General features: G+C 41.6%; 9 protein-coding genes. 1 reads left to right on the top strand and 8 read right to left on the bottom strand.

What is annotated here, in order from left to right:
• Positions 1 to 25 precede the first annotated feature (25 nt).
• From PMEL_RS08150 to PMEL_RS08115, 8 genes are all read right to left on the bottom strand, one after another.
• The gene (locus PMEL_RS08150; RefSeq protein WP_120174863.1) at positions 26 to 3,565 is read right to left on the bottom strand and encodes a DUF5112 domain-containing protein; all 3,540 of its coding nucleotides are present in this window, start codon (positions 3,563 to 3,565) and stop codon (positions 26 to 28) included.
• Positions 3,566 to 4,232: 667 nt separating this feature from the next.
• Positions 4,233 to 5,933, bottom strand: a complete 1,701-nt coding sequence (locus tag PMEL_RS08145) for a putative transporter (RefSeq protein WP_120174862.1) — start codon at positions 5,931 to 5,933, stop codon at positions 4,233 to 4,235.
• A 304-nt stretch (positions 5,934 to 6,237) separates the two neighbouring features.
• Positions 6,238 to 8,613 carry a S8 family serine peptidase gene (locus tag PMEL_RS08140; RefSeq protein WP_120174861.1) on the bottom strand — a complete coding sequence of 792 codons (2,376 nt, stop codon included), beginning with the start codon at positions 8,611 to 8,613 and terminating at the stop codon, positions 6,238 to 6,240.
• A gap of 587 nt (positions 8,614 to 9,200) precedes the next feature.
• Positions 9,201 to 12,911, bottom strand: coding sequence for a DUF6383 domain-containing protein (locus PMEL_RS08135; protein ID WP_120174860.1), 3,711 nt, complete (start codon positions 12,909 to 12,911; stop codon positions 9,201 to 9,203).
• A gap of 116 nt (positions 12,912 to 13,027) precedes the next feature.
• On the bottom strand, positions 13,028 to 15,403 hold the full coding sequence (locus PMEL_RS08130; RefSeq protein ID WP_120174859.1) for a S8 family serine peptidase: 2,376 nt from the start codon (positions 15,401 to 15,403) through the stop codon (positions 13,028 to 13,030).
• Entirely contained in the window at positions 15,400 to 17,001 is a 1,602-nt protein-coding gene (locus tag PMEL_RS08125; protein ID WP_120174858.1) for a hypothetical protein, read from the bottom strand. Before PMEL_RS08125 ends, PMEL_RS08130 begins: the two co-directional genes overlap by 4 nt.
• Before the next feature lie 1,055 nt (positions 17,002 to 18,056).
• Positions 18,057 to 19,139: a tRNA 2-thiouridine(34) synthase MnmA gene (gene mnmA, locus PMEL_RS08120; protein ID WP_120174857.1), complete on the bottom strand. Its 1,083-nt coding sequence runs from the start codon at positions 19,137 to 19,139 to the stop codon at positions 18,057 to 18,059.
• Between the two features lie 22 nt (positions 19,140 to 19,161).
• On the bottom strand, positions 19,162 to 20,079 hold the full coding sequence (locus PMEL_RS08115; RefSeq protein WP_120175506.1) for a YitT family protein: 918 nt from the start codon (positions 20,077 to 20,079) through the stop codon (positions 19,162 to 19,164).
• Between the two features lie 140 nt (positions 20,080 to 20,219).
• Here PMEL_RS08115 and PMEL_RS08110 point away from each other — a divergent pair, with 140 nt between their 5' ends.
• Positions 20,220 to 21,647 (top strand): alanine/glycine:cation symporter family protein, encoded by a 1,428-nt coding sequence (locus PMEL_RS08110; RefSeq protein ID WP_120174856.1) that lies wholly within the window; start codon positions 20,220 to 20,222, stop codon positions 21,645 to 21,647.
• Positions 21,648 to 21,731: the final 84 nt, after the last annotated feature.

Here is a 21,731-nt window from a genome sequence, read left to right as displayed (position 1 = left end):
GGTATATTTTGTTTAGTTATGTTTCTTAATTTGCTTTTGCCAAAACCACATCTATTCTCACGCCATTCGGTGTCTCGATAGCTGAGATACCACAACCACGTTTATTGGTTGATTCGCCATTGTCGCGGGCTATCTGTCGGCAGATGAAGAACATCAAACGGTCGGCAGAAGGCTGGAAGAGGTCGCGACAAATATCATCAGAGAGTGTCAACGTCGACATGAGAACATGTAGGGTTACATAACCAGGCTGATGTTCTTCGGCTGTGACCGTCAGTGGTTGGTTGTTATTGATAAGATATAGTATATCAAATAAATAAGCAAGGAAGACCGGGTCGCCATTGATAAGTGGAGACTCGAAGGTTGTTGTCAACTTTGCAGTACTTACGACCGTCGAGAGGTCTACTGGGCGTGACACGAGTTTCACGGATTCTACTTGGCTCATTGCTTGCTGACTAAGAATCTGATAGAGTTCTTTATAATAGATAGCCAACTCGTCAATCACTTCAAGTTCACCATCAGGCTCGTCTACAAGCTGTCGAATACGTGAAGGATAGTACATCGTTTCATGCTTGAGCGTTGATAGACAGTTGTCAAGAATACTGTTACTAATATGTAAACGCTCGTTCTCGTATTCCACACATCGTACCTCATCTTCCAGCATTTCAATGTCTGATTGGCTCTTCTGGTTCTCCTCCACAGAGGCAATTAGTGCCTCCTTAATCTGTCTGACGATAACCAGTAATCGTTCTGGGAATCTGTCGCTCACCCCTTTCTCAATCTCTTTAAGTTTGTTTTCTTCGCTAACATCGCTGAGAAGGGTGGTGTTCATCTGCTTCACACGCTCCAAACAGAACTGGTAGGAAAGACGATGACGATAATACATCACGTAATAAACGGGGAAGATCGAAAGTAAGAAGAGTACCAGAAGGGCAACAGCCACATTCTTATTCGTCTCCGACTTCATCATCATTCGACAGTATTCGCCCAATGAGTTATCGGCATAACGCTCCTTAAAAAGGTGGGTGTAAACAGAGTTATTGTATCTATAAACATCCCATTCATGCAGTGCCAATGCTGCCACAGCACTCTCATTGCGTATGTCGAGGATGATACCATAGTTCATCGGCAGACTATCATGATACCACTTAATCTCTGCTGGAACGATAGAAAGGCTTCCAAGTTGCTTCATCAAATCCTTTCCTTTAGGTCGAAGCTGGAGATAATGCTGATTCAGATAGTAACGACAAGTATCAGCATACGCCAATGTCTTGTTGTAAGCACCATTGATGTTTGAGAAGTAAGCCGAGTCAGCGTAGATACCTGCAAGGGTATTATAGTCTTTCTTAGCAAGTGCTGTAGCCTTATCGCTGGCTCTTGTAGGACGAGCCTGGGCAGTCAAGAGGGAGGCAGTAGCGAGGATAAATGCCAATAATATACGGCTGATACCCTTTGGTAAACGGAAGAAGAAACGGCTTCCTTTGCCCTTCTGGCTCTCTACGCCAATCTCACAAACAGAGAATATCTGGCTTATCTTCTTGTATTTATTGATGATACCATTACAATTCATCAGTCCAAAGCCATGCGAAGCACTATCTTTTTGGTCATGAATTGGTTTATGGTCAAAGAGGTGTTGTTGTTCTTCTTCGGTGAGTCCACAGCCTGTATCGGCAACAGATATCTCAACATAGTCTGGCTCCTCAATGGATGTAATCGTCACCTTACCTCCTTTTCCCGTAAATTTACGGGCATTATCAGCCAATGTATTCACCATGAAAAGCGTCAGAACACGGTCGGCTTTGACAACAGCCTTTGTGTCATCTACACGTAGGTCTATGCCCTTCATGTGGAAGCCCATACGTCCTTTCTTCACTATATTGAACACCTGTTGTACTGGAAAACTCTCAATATGCAGCGACAGCTTACCTTGTCTAAGTTGAATCCACTCTGTAAGTACAGCGTTAAGTTCATTAATCTTATCGGTTAACTCACGAATATAGGTGTAACGCTCAGCCTGTACAGCTTCGTTTTCTCCTCCCTTCTTGAGTTTCTCAATCTCATGCAACATACGGTCGATGAGTGGGATAACACCATTAACAAGCGAAATCTTAGCCCGCTGTTCGAGGTGTTTACGCTTATTGTCCGTGAGGTGTAACTTGTTGATAACAAGTTGTTCTGATATTTCTTCATACTTTTCAGCCAACTCTTCCATGTGCTGTTGATGCTGTTGACGCCACTGCTCAAGTGGAAGGAGAAGGTCGTCCAACGAACCTTGTGTGTCTTTTCTTCGACGAAGATAATGGAAGAGGACGAGCGAAGCAAGTACAAAGAAGATAGAGAGCGCCACAGCAATGATAATAAGATTCAGCTGTTTTGAGGTGCGCTCTAATTGTTCTGCACGTGATGTAAGGTATCTATCCTGACGGGTTTCGTCCTGAAGGTCAAGATAGATGTTACGATTATAATCACTCTGCTGTTTATTGTTAATAGCCGAATAAGCCACACTCAACTGCTCACGAATAGACGCAACGAGGTCAGGGGCTTGCTTGATAGCAGGGTTATTGTTCAAAGCTTTGTTCAAACAGATGATAGCCGAGCGATAATCCTTTATCTGCCAATAGCATGAAGCCAGTGTACGATAGGAACCAGCTGTCTGATAAACATCTCCATAACGTTTGAAGATATTCAGTGAACGCTGTGCTAAGTTACCCGCAAGGAGCTTCTCAGGCATGTTGTCAAGGTTGATATACTGGAACGAAGGCAAGTTATCATGCATCAGAGTTGCTCTACTCTTATCGTTGAGAATCAGTTCACTGATAGCCTGCAAGGAGTTGGCTTCCCAATAAGGGATATTGTGCTGACGTGCTAACATATAGCAACGGATAAGATATTCAAACTCCTTTTGCTCAATAGCTTTCTGCGAATTTGTATTGATAATACCACCAGCTCCGATGTTATAGTAATAAGACAAGAGCTGTGCCATGTCGGTTTGAATCTCTCCATCGGGGTTAATCTGGCTAATCGCTTTAATAGAGGGCTGCTCTAAACCTACATAGTAGTAGTAAGTAGAAGTGACAATGGCAAACTCAGAGCGCGCATAGACCATGCGACGTCGCTGACGAGGAGAGAGGAGTTTCTCATCCTCTTCAATTCGATGAATTCGCTTCTTTGCCTTTTCATAGTAGTCGTAGAACTCCTTATTGAGTGACTCACGCTGACAAAGACGCATCAGCTGGATATCAGCTACTAAGAGTTCTACTTGGTTGTCAGTGATTTTATGAACAGAGTCAAGCTTAGCATAGGCTGCAGTAAAGCGCATCTTCATCAAGTCAACAAAAGCAAGGTTGTTTAATGCTTCTGCCTTTCCCGCATCATACTTCCCCGCTAAGTTATATGCTTTGTTGGCATAGATTCTTACAGAGTCGAGATTACGATAGTGCAAAACATAGGCTTTATCGTTCAAATCGTCAACTTCTTGTACATGTGGAACACTACATGCAGCAAGTAATAGAAGGAATAGACAAGCTACCCATCCCGTTATTATGCTGTATGTCTTTGTTCTCTTCATCTACTTTTATATAGCCTTTGCTATTGGTCATATACAAATCAAAGGCAAATATACAAAACTTTTCTCATATAATTCATAATTCACAATTCATAATTCATAATTATGATTACTTCAGTGGTAGACATAATGAACAAAAGACATAGTATTTAAAGACATGGTAACAATATAAGTGAAGATATGGTAACATAGTATTTAAGGACATAGTAACAAAGTAAATAACAACATAAGTAACAAAATAATGTTTTTGTATAGGGCGGGTGATATAATGTAAATAAAATTCTAAGTTTGAAAATAAGAAGAGCGTTAATTGGCTTTTAATTAACGCCTTTTTGGCTTGCAAAAGATGCCCTTTTGAGGTCTAACTAACGCCCTTTTGAAGTCCAAGTAAGCACCTTTTGAATTGGAGTTTTACAACCACTTGATAGATAGTAACTTAGAAGGGTGAGGGAAAAGATGAGTTTTAGCCTCTTTTTGACAAATTAATAGCGAGATAATGTAAGGAAAATTCATAACGCATAATAAGCTCATAGCCATTTAAAAGCAGATGGTTGAGGGCTTTTGTATTTGGGTTTAAATAACTGTCCTTGTTGATTGAGAGATAAACGAATTTGGGTGTATCAGAAGTCTGACACACCCAAATTATTTTTCTTTTATAACTTATTCTATCCTAAATCTGGCAGAAGAATAGTACAATTACCTGCGCTAAGAAGATTCTAAGGAACATACTGAGCGGATAAACTGTTGAGTAACCGACAGCTGGAGCCTCACCTGTACAAATTGAATTAGCGTAAGCCAATGCTGGTGGGTCGGTATAGGTTCCGGCAAGCATACCCATGATTGTGAAGTAATTGAACTTATACTTCAGACGAGCAATAGTGCCGACGATAAGGATTGGAACAATCGTGATGATGAAACCAGTGTACACATATTTCAATCCGTCACCCTGTACTACGGTGTCCCAGAAGGTTGCACCTGCCTTAATACCTACCGAGGCAAGGAAGAGTGCCAAACCAATCTCACGAAGCATCATGTTAGCTGATGTGGTAGTATAGGTCACAAGTCCCATTCGATAACCGAAACGACCAATAAGAATTGCGATAACCAATGGACCACCTGCAAGACCGAGCTTCATCGGTACAGGCATGTGAGGAATAGCGATTGGCAACATTCCGAAGATAATACCAACGATGATACCCACGAAGATGGTTGCAATGTTAGGTGCGTTAAGACGCTTCTCAGAGTTACCCATGATAGCAGCAACACGGTTTACGTTCTCCTCTGGACCAACAACCATGATACGGTCACCCACGATGAAGCGGTGGTTACGACCAGCAAAGAGGTCCAAGCCCTGACGGCTGATACGTGTTACGTTCACGCCATATACTGAGCGGAAATGCATGCTTCCCAATGTCTTACCATTAATCTTGCTGTTGGTAATAACGATACGACGGCTAACCAACTGCTGTGGCTGGTCTTCCTCGTGCCAGTCTACTTCAATCTCTGGACCAACGAAGGCACAAATAGCCTCTGCGTCACCCTCTGCGCTGACAACAAGAATCTCGTCGCCCAACTCGAAGACAGTATCCAAGGTTGGGAGTGAGAGTTCACCATTGTGCATAAGACGTGTACAAACGAAGTCACGATTAAGGAACTCTGAAATCTCCTTGAGGTTACGTCCTGCGATATAAGCATTCTGTACCTTCAAATACATTGAATGGGGTTTTGCATTAGGATTCTCAGCCTCTTCCTCATTCAGCTTTTCATTCTCCTCTTGGAGGTTTACCTTGCAGATATAACGGATAGCAATCGTTGCACCGATGATACCTACTACACCCAAAGGATAAGCACAAGCATAACCTGAAGTGATGTCGAAGTCCATGCCATTCTTGTAAACACTATGGAGAGCTTCATTAGCAGCACCAAGACCAGGGGTGTTAGTTACGGCACCATAGAGCGTACCCACCATCATTGGAAGGGTTGTTGAGTCCTTCGTGTCAAAGAAAATGTAGTAGCAAGCAAACATCACAAGGACGTTGAGCAGAATTGCCACCGTCGAAAGGATGTTTAGTTTTAGACCACCTTTACCAAAGCTCTCGAAGAAGCCGGGTCCTACCTGAAGACCAATCATAAAGACAAAGAGAATCAATCCAAAGTCTTGTACAAAGGTCAATACGGGGATAGGTCCTGTAAATTTAATGTGACCTGCAAGGATGCCCACAAACAACACAAAGGTAACGCCAAGCGAAATACCTCCAAATTTAATTTTGCCAAGGTAGATACCCAAGGCGATGACAATAGAATACAATAGCATAATATGGGCTACCGTATCCTGCTTCTCTGCCGAAAAAATATCAATTAACCAGTCCATAAGTATTATTTATTCTGTGCAAAGGTAAGGATTAAAAGGCATATTAGCTAATCTTTTATGACGAATTTTAACCATACTTCCGTTTTTGTATATAGTTAGCTTGTTTCTTTGTAATAAACAGTCTTCTTCATGATGAAGGTGCTTAGATAAGGAGCTTTCCTCTTGATATTAGATGTATTCTTAAAAGAGCGTCTTCAATTCTTTTTTGTTTGATTCTTTCAATGATTGGGATGAGACTTTAAGTTCCCATTTTCTTCCCAATCATTGAAAGGTTCTTTCCTTTTTAATGTATGATGATGCGCTTTTAATAGATGATAATACGCTGTGCCTTGTTACCATTCACTTGAATAAGATAAATGCCCTTATTCCATGAAGAAGCATTCAGATTGTATTCATTGCCTTGTGCGGAAAGCGAATGAACGAGCTGTCCGCTCGGTGTGAAGATACGTACGTTGAGCTGCTTAGCACCAGCAAGGAAGAGGTTGAACGTGCGATCGCCAGCCTTCGTAATGATAAAAGCATCCTTGCTTTCAGTAGTTCTGACACCATTGATTCCGTTGGTCTGCTTTTCAAGCAGCACCTGCTTTAGACCTTCGTATGCATCAAACTTGCCTGCACCCCATTGTACTGGATCGCCCGTTGTTTTGACAAAATCGTCCTTTTTAGCAGTCTGCTGGATAATACGCAGTACGTCCTTGATGGTCAAGCTTGGGTTAGCTTCAAGCCAGAGAGCGACGCCACCAGCCACGACAGGCGTAGCCATTGACGTTCCTATTGACTGATGCCAGTAGTAAGTATCCTTACCTTTCTTCAACTTACCTTGTAATTGGTCGTCTTCATAGTCCAAGTCCTTATTCTTGACAGCGTATGTATTAACAGAAGAGATGACGGCTGCGCCCGGTGCACATACATGTGGCAAGTTTCTACCATCACCGAGTGTACCGAAAGAAGAGAAGCTTGAAATCTCACCTATTGGGAAACTTTCTCCAGAACTAAGACCGTTAAAGTTATAGATACTACCATCAAGTGATGCTATGTGATTACGAACATTATAGCTACCAACGGTAATAATGTTTGTTGCACACGCCATGTCGCTGATAGAACCATTGGCTGAACCTTTCACAAAGCCATCCTCGTCATTGTCATCGAAGTAGATATTCTGGTCGTCGGTATAAACCTCAACTCTCTGTCCTGCTTTCTTACTTTTGATTTCTAAGGTCAACTTGTAGTCTTCATCTTGGTTGGTTGTCTGATTGTCGCCAGTCATGACCTCCGCAAAGGCATAGTAACGGTTAGTTTCAGAATCAATAGCAGAAGAGACTGAGACGTAACCTTCGAAAGCTTTCGCAAAGTCTTTGTTGACATCGTTGCTGTTGTTTACATACTTAGCTTTAGATGCGTAAGTCACATCTCTTCCATTCAAGTTGTTTGGAACAGCAATGCTTAGGATGGTACGATTGTCCTGCTTTGTGTCGACAACATTGATATAAAACTCAAAGACAGTAGAGTCTTTGCTATAGGCTGCTATCTGTCCGTTGCGGAAGTTATAGTAAGTGGTTCCTCCTTCATCTACAGGACTAATATCCATCGGTGTAAGGAAGGTCTTAACTGTTTCTCCGGCAGTAGCGAAAGTCTTCTTCAATGCGATTGGCTTTTCGCCTTCGTTTCCTGCAGCAACACAGATAATGGCTTCCTTTCCCTGCTTTGAAAGATATTTGTTCATCACACTTGTAGAGTCGTGTACACCAATATTACTACCTAATGAGAGGTTGATAACGCAGGGTTTAGGGCTTGGTCCAGAGGTCTTAGCATATTCAATCGCATCATCAATACCGAGTGCAATATATAAGTCATTAAGATCTCCACAAGAAGCAATTAGTTCTGACTCTGTTGCAGAACCATAGAAAGGATTTACTCCTGTTACAGACTTTGCTTGATACGTTCCAACAGCCTCTCCGTAAGTGATGTTTCCTTTATATCCACCAGCCATGATACCTAAGGTATGCGTGCCATGTACAATCTCATCATTATCGGTCTTGAAAGTTTCAAGAGCGTGCGCATTATTAGCCTGTGTCATGGTGTCAAGCACGGTACGAGGATAATACTTGTCGTACTGATAGCCATTTTTATTCCGCTTATTTTCCACTATCTTACCCACATAAGCAAAGCGGCTGGTACCATCTTCTTTAAAGAAATTGATGTGGTTAGGGTCAACACCACCGTCAACAACAGCAGTTACCACTCCCTTACCTGTGTAAGCTTGTGGAAGGTCTGTGCCTTGGTGAATCTTGTCAACGCCAACTTCCTTGCGTACAAGGTTCATTTTCTGGAACAAACGGCGAGGGAGTTGCATTCGGCGAACGCATTTCAAATTAGCAATACGCTCAACATCGGCTAAGGGAATCAAAGCAATAGCGATGTTATCACGTACACGCAGCACTTTTATACCTTGTGCTTCTAAATCAGCTCGGTTGTTCTGATCTTTCAGTTCAACCATTGCCATAATGTTTGTAGGAATAGTCTTTGGTTGTTCTAACGAACGAGTACGGGCGTTGTAAGTAGGGATTGATGTGTTGCGGAGCTTATTTAACTCCATCAGGCTCTTCAAGTCAAGCTTTGATTGACCAAAAGCAGAACCAAACATACCCAAACAACATACTGTGAGTAGAAATTTTCTCATTGCTTGTTGATTATAATTTTATCGTTTAATATTTTCTTTTAACCTTGTTTAGACGCTTCTATGGTGTAAAAAGAGTAGGTAAGTCCTACTTCACACATAGTATTTCTTATTAATGGATAACCGCATAGAGTTTATGGGTAAACACATAGAAGACTAAAGGTTTTCTTCTTTCGCACTACCTTGTCTGATCGATTGTTTTGTAGGACGATTCTCATACCAGATAGTCTGTTGATAGTTAGCTGTCTTAGAAAGGAGTTGCAAAGATAGAAATAAATCACAAGATGATAACACTTTTTCTCGTTTTTTTGCACAATAAACATCTAAGCGAAACTGAAAAACACATAACTCGTTGACTTTTTCACCTGTTTATTTGTTCACTTACGTCATCTTTACTGGGCGAGTTGATGCTTAGCACATGTCGTGTTGATGGTAAGCACCAATGGTGCTAAGGCTTAACACGTTGATTTTTGTTACAGAAGGAGAATCTTGATTGACACTTCGTGGGCTTATACAAAACAATCCCCTTGTTTGTTGCTGAATACTTATTCTACAACAAGCAAGGGGAATGTCTATTAGTTAGCTATTATTTACTTAACGCTTACCTTTGCTGCCTTGTTTCCTACACGTACAATGTAAGTACCACGACTGAGAGGGATGCGGCTGCTATCGTTAGCAACCTTACCCTGGTAAACGAGCTTGCCATCGATTGAGTAGATAGCAACTGTGCTATTCTGTGCACCAAGAACGCTGATTGCACCGTCGAGGAACTGAATCTTAACATCCTTATCTGTAGTCACTGCATCAATACCAGTTGCAGGTGTGAATGTGATGTAGTTTGTATAGATAAGAGCATTAGGGAAGTTATCGTTCGCCATCACACAAACAAGGTTGGTGAATGTCTTGTCGAGTTTCAAAGTGGTAACACCATTCTCAAGTGTGTACTCTTCATTTAGCTCTAATCTCTCACCTTGCAACTCGCCATCTCTATATGTCACATTACCGATGAACCAATGATAGGTTGTCATCTCACCTCCAACGACAGCCTCAGAGCTGAGGTCTACCTTACCATTAACGCACTTAACATCGATTGGTGCCTGAAGGTTGTAAGAGTATCTATTAAATGGTTTACCGTTGTTGCTTGGCAATGGCATTGTAGAGAACTTCAGACGGTTACCAACGACATTAAGAACTGTAAGGTTGGTATTCTTAGATACGTCAACCTTTGTCAACTTGTTGGCATTCAACCACAATTGCTCCAGCATAGGAAGTTTGTCAAGTGACACGTTTTCAAGGTCGTTATCACTCAAGTCAAGGTTCCAAAGCTTAGGGTTGTTAAGCTTAATTTCCTTCATCTTGTTGCTTGAGAGGTAAGCAATACCAAGGTTTGGTGCTTGTGACAAGTCGAATGTCTTAATCTTATTACCCGTTAGTGAAATGAAATTAAGATTTGGGAAAGCTGACAAGTTAATGTCAGTCAACTCATTTCCTTCAAGGTTCAAGTCGGTAAGATTTGGTGCTGCAGGGAGTTTAATTGATGTCAGTCCAGCACGAGTTACAGCAATGAGTTTTGCTTCCTTCAAACCAGTGAGGTCTACATCAGTCATATTAACGTTTGCAACACTGAAGACTTTCACCTTATCATCAGCCTCAGCAACGAGTACACGTACCTTTGTGTTCGCCTTTGATTTAGCTTGGAAAATCTTATATTTATCTCCAAGTGTGTACTGTGTGACATTTCCATTGCCACCCCACTCGAAGTAAACAGACTTACCAGGAATATAGCTTGCAAGAGACAATACTACGCTATCAGTCTGGTTAACAGTAGTAAAGGAAGCCAACTCGTATTTAGGGAAGGCGATAGGATGAACATTAGTAGTCTTGAAGACGTTCTGTCCTTCGAAATCAGGATAAGCAGGATGCGTCATCTCGCAATAGATAGAATCAAGTGCAAGGTTGATGAACTTAGCTGAACCATTGGTGATGGTGTAGTCCTTGCCCAACTGTAACGATGAACCATCTTTCTTCTTCCATACAAAGTTAGTTGTTGCACCATTCTTTGTAATATTCTGTTCAGAGAGATCAATACCTGGTGAAGAGGTTGAAATCTGCAATACATGCTGTGGTGCATAGATAAAGTTACCACGAGTCAAGCCGAAGTCGTTAGGCATATTTGCCAATGTGAAGTAGTTACCACTAACATTCAATTTCTTGATAGGTGCTACAGGTGGAATCTTCACCTCTGTCAACTCATTGTTTGAAACGTTTACATCCTCTATAAGTTCGCTGTGGTTGAGGAGAAGACGAGTGAACTTATTGTGAGAGATATCAAGCATACGCAAGTTGTCAGCATCCTTAAGATCTAACTTATTCAGTTTGTTATGACTTACATTAAGCTTGGTTACACCATAGATGGTATTGAAGAGCAATGAGTCAATCTGATTGTAGCTTACGTTGATATCAGACAACTTACTCTTATTGAAGTAAGATGATGGACCACGGAGGTCAACACGTCTAAGCTGGTTTTGAGAGAGGTCGAGCTTTTCAAGCTTATTGTTATAAGAGAGGTCGATAGTAGTAAGATTTGCTCTCTTCAATGTAAGCGTACGAAGCTCTGTGAGTGCAGAGAGGTCGATGTTGTCAATGTACTGACCATCAGACTCAAGACTTGTTACGTACTTATCCTGTGGAACATATACGATAATGTCTCCAGCACCAGTGCGTGTAGTCACGATATTGGCTGTAGCTGGGCGCTCATCCTTAATCTGGAATGGAGTAGTATTACCATCGCCTAAGTCAACCTTTACAGTTACAGGATTAGCTGCTGTAGCACCAAGGATGCCGACAGACATCTTCAGAGGAGAACCTGCGTCGCCAAGACTTGCGAGCTGAATAGCCTTCACGTCCTTACCAAACTCTGCAACAGTCTTCACACGGAAGTTTTCAGTGCGGATAGGATAGTCTTTCAGGCGGCTATTATTGAACTGAACAAAGACTTCTTCATCAAGTTCTTTCTTCAAAGTAACCTTACCATTCTCGTAAGAATAATAGCTATCATCTAACTCTACAGGCTTTGTTGGGTCTGCCTTTGGAACACGGAAGAGTCTTGCCTGTGTATTTGTTTTTGGACGAAGCACACGATTACTAAGGTCGATAACATCACCTACCTTATAAGTATCGTTCAACTCCATAGGGTTTTGCTCGTGGTAATACTCAAACCAGTTGCCTGGTTCAGGCAATGTAGCAAAGTCCATATAGTTGTATCGTACATTAACACTATAGAGTATTGGGTTCTGACTAACGTCAAGTTTTCTCAAGAGGTTACGGTCACAAGAGAGTGTGAAGAGCTTTGGATTGTTTCTTAAGTTAAGCTCTTTAAGATTATTACCACCACAATAGAAGTAGTAAAGTTCAGGACAATGAGATACATCAATGCTCTCAAACTTCACGTCTGTATTGACTGTTCCTGATGAGTGAGATATATATAGCTGCGTAATCTTAGGGTTGTTGCGAAGGTCAAGCGTCTTTATACGAGAGTCACCCACGTTGAGAATCTCCAATGCTGGGTTCTTTGAGAGGTCAACACTTTCCACGCTTGTCATGTCAAGGCTCAAACGCTGCAGATTAGGACAGCCTGTTGGGTCTGCTACCTTAAGACCAATCGTGTGATAAGCATCAAACGAACGTAGTTTAGGGAAGTTCTTAAGGGTGAAGTTTGGAGAGATATGTCCAATCTGTGGTACTTCCAAAACTATGAGTTCAGGCATCTTTCCAATCATCAATGGAGTTGTGGCAGAGAAAGGGTTATCCTGCAAATAGATAACATTCAGACTCTGTAAACGATCGATATTGAGGGATGTTAAGACATTATGCTCTAAGTTCAACACTTGTAGCTTTAAGTTAGGATTAAACTCAATCTTGTCAATCTCATTACCAGAAGCATTGAAGAAATAGAGATCGTTTGGGTCACCCGAAATCGTTACCCAGCCTGCATCTGTTACAGCATTTGTACAGAGAGTACCTTTGATAGCCAGTTCGCCTTTGTCATTCTCAACAATGGCTTTCTTAATCTCGACTTCGGTTTCACCTGATCCATAGTCGATGTAGACATTGGCCTTGTCAGATTTAGAACCTAACACAAAAGAAACCTGTGCTTGAACACCTGTGTTCTTTGCCTTTTCAGGCACATTCGTATGGAACTTTATCATCCATTCATCTTGCGCATGAGCAGCAAGCGAGCTCCATAACATAGCCATCACTAAGAGGAGAAATGATGGCAGAAAAGTAAATTTGTGCTTCATATAATTAAAAATATTATTGTGTTCTGATTTTATAGCTTGCGTTTACTTATCGTATTCCCAAGGATTAGGAGTGTTATTCCTATCCTTTGGGAATATTATTCGATACATATCAAGCCTTAATAGATAACGATACGTTGTGCCTTACCGCCATTTACTTGAATCAAGTAAACGCCCTTGTTCCATGAAGAGGCATTAACGTTAAGTTCGTCACCTTGTGCAGAGAGTGAGTGAACCAACTGTCCACTGAGTGAATAGGCACGTAGGTTCAGCTGCTTTGCACCAGCAAGGAAGGCTGTGAAAGCGCGTTCGCCAGTCATTGTGATAACTGGAACTTCCTTGTCCTCAGCATATCTTACGCCATTAATACCATTGGTATTCTTCTCTTTTAGCACCTGCTTCAAACCTGCATAAGCGTCAAACTTACCTGCACCCCACTGTACTGGGTCGCCCGTATTAGTAACATAGTTATCTTTACGAGCAGTCTGCTGGATGATACGTATTACGTCCTTGACTGTCAAACTTGGGTTTGCTTCAAGCCAGAGCGCAATAGCACCAGCCACAACAGGCGTAGCCATAGATGTTCCGAGTGATTGATGCCAGTAGTATTTCTTACTACCTTTCTCCAATCTACCCTGCAATGCCATGTCTGTATAGCCTAAGTCCAGATTCTCTACAGCGTATGAGTTGACAGAAGAGATGATAGATGCACCCGGAGCACATACGTGTGGAAGATTTCTACCATCGGCTAATGTACCGAAAGAAGAGAAGCGTGAAGCCTCGCCTTCAGGGAAATCATCTTCGTCACCTCGCTTGTTGTAGCCATAAACATAGCCATCGAGAGAAGACCAGTGATTGCGTACATTGTAACTACCAACGGTAACGATGTTTGCTGCACATGCCATATCGCTGATAGAACCATTACGTGTTCCGCTTACGAAACCATCCTGCTTATTGCTATCGAAGTAGATAAACTGTGCATCAGTGTAAACTTCAACACGCTGTCCAGGCTTCTTGCTCTTTATTTCCAACGCCAGTTTATAGTTGCCGTCTTGGTTAGTTTTCTGGTTATCACTGGTCATAATCTGCGCCATAGCGTAGTAACGACCTGTTTCAGCATCTACTGCAGAAGCCGCTGTAACGTAACCATCAAATGCTTTCGCAAAGCCTTCGTTAATGATTGCACCAGTCATTGAATAGTCACCACCTGATGCGTAGGTTACAGGTTGACCATTTGTGTTCTTTGGAAGAGATATTCTTGTAACCGCACGATTACGTCGACCCGTATTGGTAACAACTATCTGTAATTCGAATTCAGTAGAGTCATTACTATAAGCTGCAATCTGTCCGTTACGAAGATTAAAGTAGGTCTTGTTTCCAGAACGTAAAGTATCTGGCTGCATTGGCGTGAGGAAGGTTTTAACCGTCTCATCGGCAGCGGTAAAATTCTTCTTCAATGCGATAGCCATGTTAGCTTCATTACCTGCTGCAACACAGATAATAGCATGCTTTCCTTCCTCTGCAAGGAAGCGATTCATCACACTTGTTGAGTCGTGTACACCAATGTTACTACCTAATGAAAGGTTGATAACACATGGCTTAGGCTTCTTTCCTGATAGTTTTGCATACTGCACAGCATCATCAACTCCAAGTGCAATATACTGATCGCGCAAATCACCACATGAAGCTACAAGTTCTGACTCTGTCGCACAACCATAGAAAGGATTAGGACCTGTCACTTTATAAGACCTGTCGTTATCGTTAGTCTTAGCGTAGGTCATATCGCCTTTGTATCCACCCGCCATAATACCCGTTGTATGTGTACCATGGAAAGTATTGTAAGAGTCAGCGGTAAACTCCTCAATAGCGTATGCATCTTCACGGTTTGTTAAGGTGTCAAGTACGACGCGAGGGTAATAGTTATCGTATTGATAACCATTCTTATTCGACTGACTGGCTGTAATCTTACTGATATAACCGAAGCGTGTGCTGCCATCAGGCTTGAGGAAGTTGATATGGTTAGGGTCAAGACCGCCATCAACAATACCCGTTACAACACCCTTACCAGTGTAAGCCTGTGGAAGGTCGAGGCCTTGATGAATCTTATCAACACCAATCTCCTTGCGTACGATATCCATCTTCTGATAAACACGACGTGGGAGTTCCATACGACGAACGCACTTCAAGTCTGCAATACGCTCAATATCAGCCAGAGGAGCCACGACAATAGCAATATTACCACGTACACGCAGCACCTTTACACCTTGTGCCTCTAAGTCTGTACGGTCGTTCTGATCCTTCAGTTCGACCATTGCCATTGTGTTCTCTGGTACACTCTTTGGACGTTCAAACGAACGTGTACGACTGTTGTAGGTAGGAATGGAAGTGTTACGGAGTTTGAACAGTTCCAACTGACTTTGTAGGTCAAGCTTCGACTGACCGTAAGCTAATCCTACCGAACATAAACAAAATACTGTGAGTAGAATTTTTCTCATCGCTTGTTGACTATAACTTTTTTACCATTAATAATATATACTCCATTAGGTAGTTGGGTGCCTTCTATACGCTTGCCATCAAGACGATAGACTACAGCCTTACCTTGCTTTACTGATTCAATGGCTTCAATACCATTTGTGTCGCCCTTGAGAAGGACATCCAGACGGTCGTTGTTCTTCAAATCAAACTCAAAACTTGTGCCGCCAGGATAAGATGGGTTAAGATTTGTTCCATTCAATTTTATCACCATCTTACTCATGTCATTTCCGTTTGCAACAAGCATGAAATGATTGTCGTCAGCTGAGAACATCACAGTATTTTCACCTGTCTGCATCTTTACCATCGAACGGTCAGAACGATAGAAACTCAAACCATAGTTCGCAACGCTGATGTCGTCAATGACGACCGTTGCTTTTTGGTCACGTACAATAGCTGATGTCGTAACCTCGATCGTCATACCTTCGGTTAGTCTTATCTCGTATGCTCCTTCGTAATTAGCTGTTACAGGAGTGCCATTTGCTTTGATAGACTCAACCTTACAACCGCTATTAGGCTTTATTTGGATGAGGTTATTCTTCTCGCCTAACTCAATATTATTGCTGCCATCCTTAAGTGTTATCACCTTATTATTATAGCTTGGACCCTCATAAGCGGTGATATTTTCTGCCTTATCAACAGTAAGCACAGCCTTTACAGTAGCATATTTATGTGCTTGAATATCAAAGACAAGATTGTCTTTCACATAACAGTCGTAGGTACCATATACCGTAGTAGCAGCTCCATTAACCTTGAAAGCATCTAAAGCATAGTTGCTTTGGTCGAATTTCAATGATAGTTTGGTGCCTGCTTTGAGCTTAAAATCAGCATCGTTGTAGTTCTTAACTTCCACACCATCAGCCATTACCTTTGAGATAACACCCTTTGCATTCTCGTCAGTAAAGTTGAATTTTACAGGATAAGATACGTTTGGATAATCGGCTTTAATGTCAACAACGCAGCCAGCAGTCAATGTAACAAAGTATTGACCACTTGAAGGAGTAACGTCGTTACCGTCAAGTGTCACCTTATATATAGGGGCATCACCATAATTAGCATTGGTAATTACAAGCGTTTTCTCGGTATTAGGAATCCATTTAACCGTGTTTTCACCATTTTGCAACTCTACTGCCGTGCGTGATTCATTGCGTGACACCCTCACTTTTGAGGCATTATCAACGTTTACTGTACATGAACCTGTGCGAGCTGCAGCTAAGTCAGCACTTTTAACTGTGAAGAGTTTATTATTGTCTGCATCCGAAACATAGATGTTGCAACTGGTTAGATTATTAATAGTCTGTGGTACAGAGTTGTCAGCATCAATCGTCTTGAGAACGCTCTTTAAGTAATAACCTTGTTTTGCCTCAATGGTTAAGGCACCATATTGAGGCACAGTTATTTCATTTGTTCCGTTAGCAAGATTGACAACGGGCATGTAATTTACTTTGACTGAAACTCTGTTGATATCATCAACCTTGACTTTTACAGTCGTGTCAGCCTTTACGTTTACTGACGAGAACGCCAGTAGCACTAAGAAAATAAAATAGTAAACCTGCTTCATATATACATATTTATAGTTAATCAAATGTCGAATGTAACACTTTTTCTATGGTATCTGCACGTATAGCAGAAGATATTTTAAGAGGAATTGATGAGTAAAGACTCTTACAGGTTATTCGTCCTATTATATATCTGCTGCAAATATAAATATTATTTATAAAAGAAACAATCTTTTTGCGATTAAATTTATACTCTAAATCATAATTAGTCTTATTTCTTTCTATTTCGAATAAAAGAGTACATAAAACACTTATAATTATAAACATTGGCGAATTTCTGTCTATGAAAGGGCTGAAAAGGTATATGGACGGGTGATAGTAAGAAATGTTTTTCGAAAGAATATATACAGATATGTACAGAAGTTGATAAAATAAAAGGGAGTATCTTAAGAATATAAAAGATGTTAAGAAACAATACCAATGTAAGAAGAACTATACATTTTATGGTCTAATGACTGATTGGGGTTTAATAACAATAGCGTATTTGTTTCGGAGCGACAAGCCTTCTTAGTCAAAAGAGATGAGTAGGGTTTGTGTAAAATAAGCCGCTTCTAATAAGAAAATGAATCTACTTTGATAGCAAATTGCAATATGATTAGCCCTTAGCACCATTGGTGCTAACCAACAACACGACATGTGCTAAGCATCAACACATCTGTTGAAGACGAAAAGTAAGGGATTTTAAAGCTATTGTTATAAAGGTCGTAAGGCTTTAATGTTTAGCATACATAGGAATGCCTTATAAGGTAGAATTATAAAAGAATAATGCTGTTTATACTTCTATTAGCTGACCGATATGGGCTAAATCTAACTTGTAAGTATTTAGGGAATAACGGTTTTGTTCTATTTCCTCTCTTCTAAAATAAGCTCAAATGGAATTATGATTTTATTTTTTAGGCACAACAAAACTTGCAAACCAATTTGTAGAATGCATAACTGGCTCACTCGTTAACATGTCATCTTGCAACAACAAAGCAGTCAACAAAATACATAACTTGTTCACTCGTCAACTTGTTCACTCAAAACTCGTTAACTTGATCACTCAAAGCTTGTCAACTTATAACGTAATTTCTCCTGATCCAAAGCAGCGGTGATGCTGTTCATCATAGACAACACAGAATTGTCCGGGAGCAACGCCGTGGATGCTTTCGGCAGAGTGAATGATACACCTACCGTCCGACAACTGTTCAACAGTTGCGGGATGGTACTCAGGTGTGTGGCGAATCTTGAAGGTAATCTTCTCAGGTAAAGTTGTGATACCTTCTGTCAAGAAGTGGAAATCATGGAGCGGGAAATCTTTTTTGTAGGCTGTAGCAGGGTCGTAGCCATGACTTACGTACAGGATATTTTTAGTTACATCTTTCTTGATGACGAACCAAGGGCCACCGCCAAGACCGAGCCCCTTTCGTTGCCCAATGGTATGGAACCATAGTCCTTTGTGTTCGCCAATTTTCTTTCCCGTTTCAAGTTCGATGACGTCGCCCATCTGTTCGCCTAAATAGCGGCGTACATACTCATTATAATCGATATTTCCAAGGAAGCAGATTCCCTGCGAATCCTTACGGCGTGCATTGATGAGATTCTCTCGTTCGGCAATCTCTCGCACCTCATTCTTCTCATAGTGGCCGATTGGGAAGATAGCTTTCTTTAACTGCCAATCGTAAATCTGTGCTAAGAAGTCGGTCTGGTCTTTTACAGGGTCAGGACTTGTGGTGAGCCATTTACGTCCGTCAATCCATTCAGTCTGTGCATAATGGCCCGTCGCAATGAGGTCATAGTCATGCCCCATCTTCTCATCAAAAGCCCCAAACTTTATCAGTCGGTTGCACATCACGTCCGGATTAGGTGTAAAGCCTGCCTTCACCTTCTCCATAGTATAGCGTGTCACCTGGTCCCAATACTCCTTATGACAGTCGATGACCTGCAGCTTACAGCCGAAACGGCGGGTCACAAGTGTAGCCATCTCAAGGTCTTCCTCAGAGTTGCAATCCCAATCTTCCTTTTCTTCCGGTCCTATTTTGATATAGAAACAGTCTGGATGCAGGCCTAATCGCGCAAACTCATAGACGACAACCGAGCTGTCAACACCTCCAGAAAGGAGAATGGCAATACGCTTACCTTCGAGTTCCTGAATATTCATCTTTACAATCTTTCCTTCTTTCTTATTCTTTTGTTCTGACCTTCTCGTCAGCTGTTTTCTTTTTATGTGCTACCTTCATTCTATCGAATCCCATACCATAAACACCGTTTACGGCACCCTGTGACACAAAGGCGTTAGGGTCTATCTCGTCAATCACTTGATAGATGGAGTGTGCTTCAGAACGGCGTGCGATGATAAAGAGCATTCCCACCTTCTTACCCGTGTAGAATCCGCGTGCTTCGATAACCGTACAGCCACGGTCAACATCGTTGTTAATGGCAGAACCAATCTCTCCCCAGTGTTCAGAAATGACAAAGAACTGCACCGAACCACGCATACCATTAATAAGGTAGTCCACAACATAGGTCATTACGAAGAGAACAATGTATCCGTAGATAACCTTTTCCCAATTCTCCAAAACGAGATAACTGGAGGTGATGATACAGAGGTCACAAGCAAGGATAACACGTCCGAGTGAGACATCACGATACTTATGAATCATTGCCGCAATTACATCCGATCCGCCCGAACTGGCATTATACTGCAAGGCGATGCTGACTCCAACACCTAACAATACACCACCCACCACGCAGGCGAGGAAAGGCTCGTCGGAAAAGAGTGGATGTCCAGCAAAGACTTCACGCAGAATCGATGTTATAAAGGCGAACACCAAGACGGCAAAAATGGTCCTGATACAGAATTTCCAACCCAATATCTTTAATGCGACAAAGAGTAGTATACCGTTGATAGTGAGATAGGTATACTGTACAGGGATGTCAAGACCCCATTGAATGACAGATGCAATACCAGCAATACCGCCGATAGTGATTTGATGAGGCAATAAGAATGCACACCAGCCGAAGCTGCCGATGAGCATTGCCAATGCAATCATCAGAAATTCGCGTACATCTCTAAACTTGTTTTTTCTTTTTCTTACCATGTGTTTATCAACCATTAGTAATTTGCAAAGTTAGTGAAATAATTGTAAATGTCAAGTGAATAGCAATTTTTTTGTGAACAAATCTGATATCTTTCGGATGTTTTTAGTATTTTTGTATCTAATATTTAATCTCTTATTAAATGATAGAATTGTTTTCTGCAGACGGATGGTTAAATCAATCCATCGTATCTGTCAATTATTTTATATGGTCTTATATCCTTGTTGCCGCACTCATTATTTGTGCGTTATGGTTTACTTGGCGGACGCATTTCGTACAGTTTCGCATGGTTGGCGAGATGGTTCGTTTGCTGACAGAATCGACAGGTACGCATGATAAGGGCGAGAAACATGTATCGTCTTTTCAAGCTTTTGCCGTCTCGATTGCCTCACGTGTGGGAACGGGAAACCTTGCTGGTGTGGCAAGTGCCATAGCCATTGGCGGTCCCGGTGCCGTCTTTTGGATGTGGGTCATAGCGTTGTTGGGTTCTGCGACAGCCTTTATCGAGTCTACGCTTGCCCAGCTTTATAAGCGTCGTCATGCCGATTCGTTTATAGGTGGACCAGCTTATTATATTCTGCATGGAATGCATTGTAAATGGATGGCGAAGCTCTTTGCTGTACTGATTACGATGACTGTCTGTATGGCTTATGTTTCCATACAAAGCAATACTATATGTGGAGCGATGGAGAAGGCTTTTTCGATTGACCCGACATGGATGGGTATTGCTCTCGCAGTCTTCTCTTTAGCAGTTGTCTTCGGTGGTATTCAGCGTATTGCTAAGGTAAGTAGCGTACTCGTTCCGCTGATGGCTGTGGGTTATGTTCTCCTTGCTTTAGTGATAATTATAATGAATATTCAACTCATTCCGTCCGTCTTCCGCCTCATCATTGAGAATGCTTTTGGTTTTACACAGGTTGCAGGTGGTGGATTAGGAGCGACGATGATGAATGGTATTAAGCGTGGATTGTTCAGTAATGAGGCGGGTGAAGGCTCTGCTCCTAACATTGCTGCGACAGCATCAACCACTCACCCCGTGAAACAAGGACTTATCCAGTCGCTCGGTGTATTCACAGATACGCTTCTCGTTTGTAGTTGTACTGCTTTTATTATTATCATTAGCGGACTTTATACCAATAATTCTGAGTCGGGAATATTACTTACTCAGGCAGCGTTAGAGAGCGAAGTGGGTACGGCTGGACCAGTGTTTATTGCGATAGCTATTTTCTTCTTTGCTTTCAGTAGTATTATTGGAAACTATTATTATGGTGAGACCAATGTGCGTTTCTTGACCGACCGTCCTTCAGCTATTTTCGTTTTGCGTGTGATAACAGGAGGTGTAATGGTTATATTTGGTGCTCTTGCCAGTCTTGACCTTGTGTGGAGTATTGGCGACTTCTTCATGGCACTCATCACAATTTGTAACCTTATAGCCATCTTTACACTTGGTAAATACGCTTTCCGCCTGCTTGATGATTATCGTAGACAGAAACGGGCGGGCGTGCAGAGTCCCGTTTTCAAGCGAGAGACAATGCCTGATATAGCAAAAGATATTGAGTGTTGGGGCTAATAATTCATAATCTATAATTCATAATTCATAATTCACATTTCATAATTATGATTACTATTATTAACTTTGAACTTTGAACTTTGA

The organism is Prevotella melaninogenica (assembly GCF_003609775.1).
In the GTDB taxonomy this organism is placed as follows: Bacteria; Bacteroidota; Bacteroidia; order Bacteroidales; family Bacteroidaceae; genus Prevotella; species Prevotella melaninogenica_A.
The sequence above is the reverse complement of the archived record's forward strand: the minus strand, read 5'-3'. Positions and strand labels throughout refer to the sequence as shown.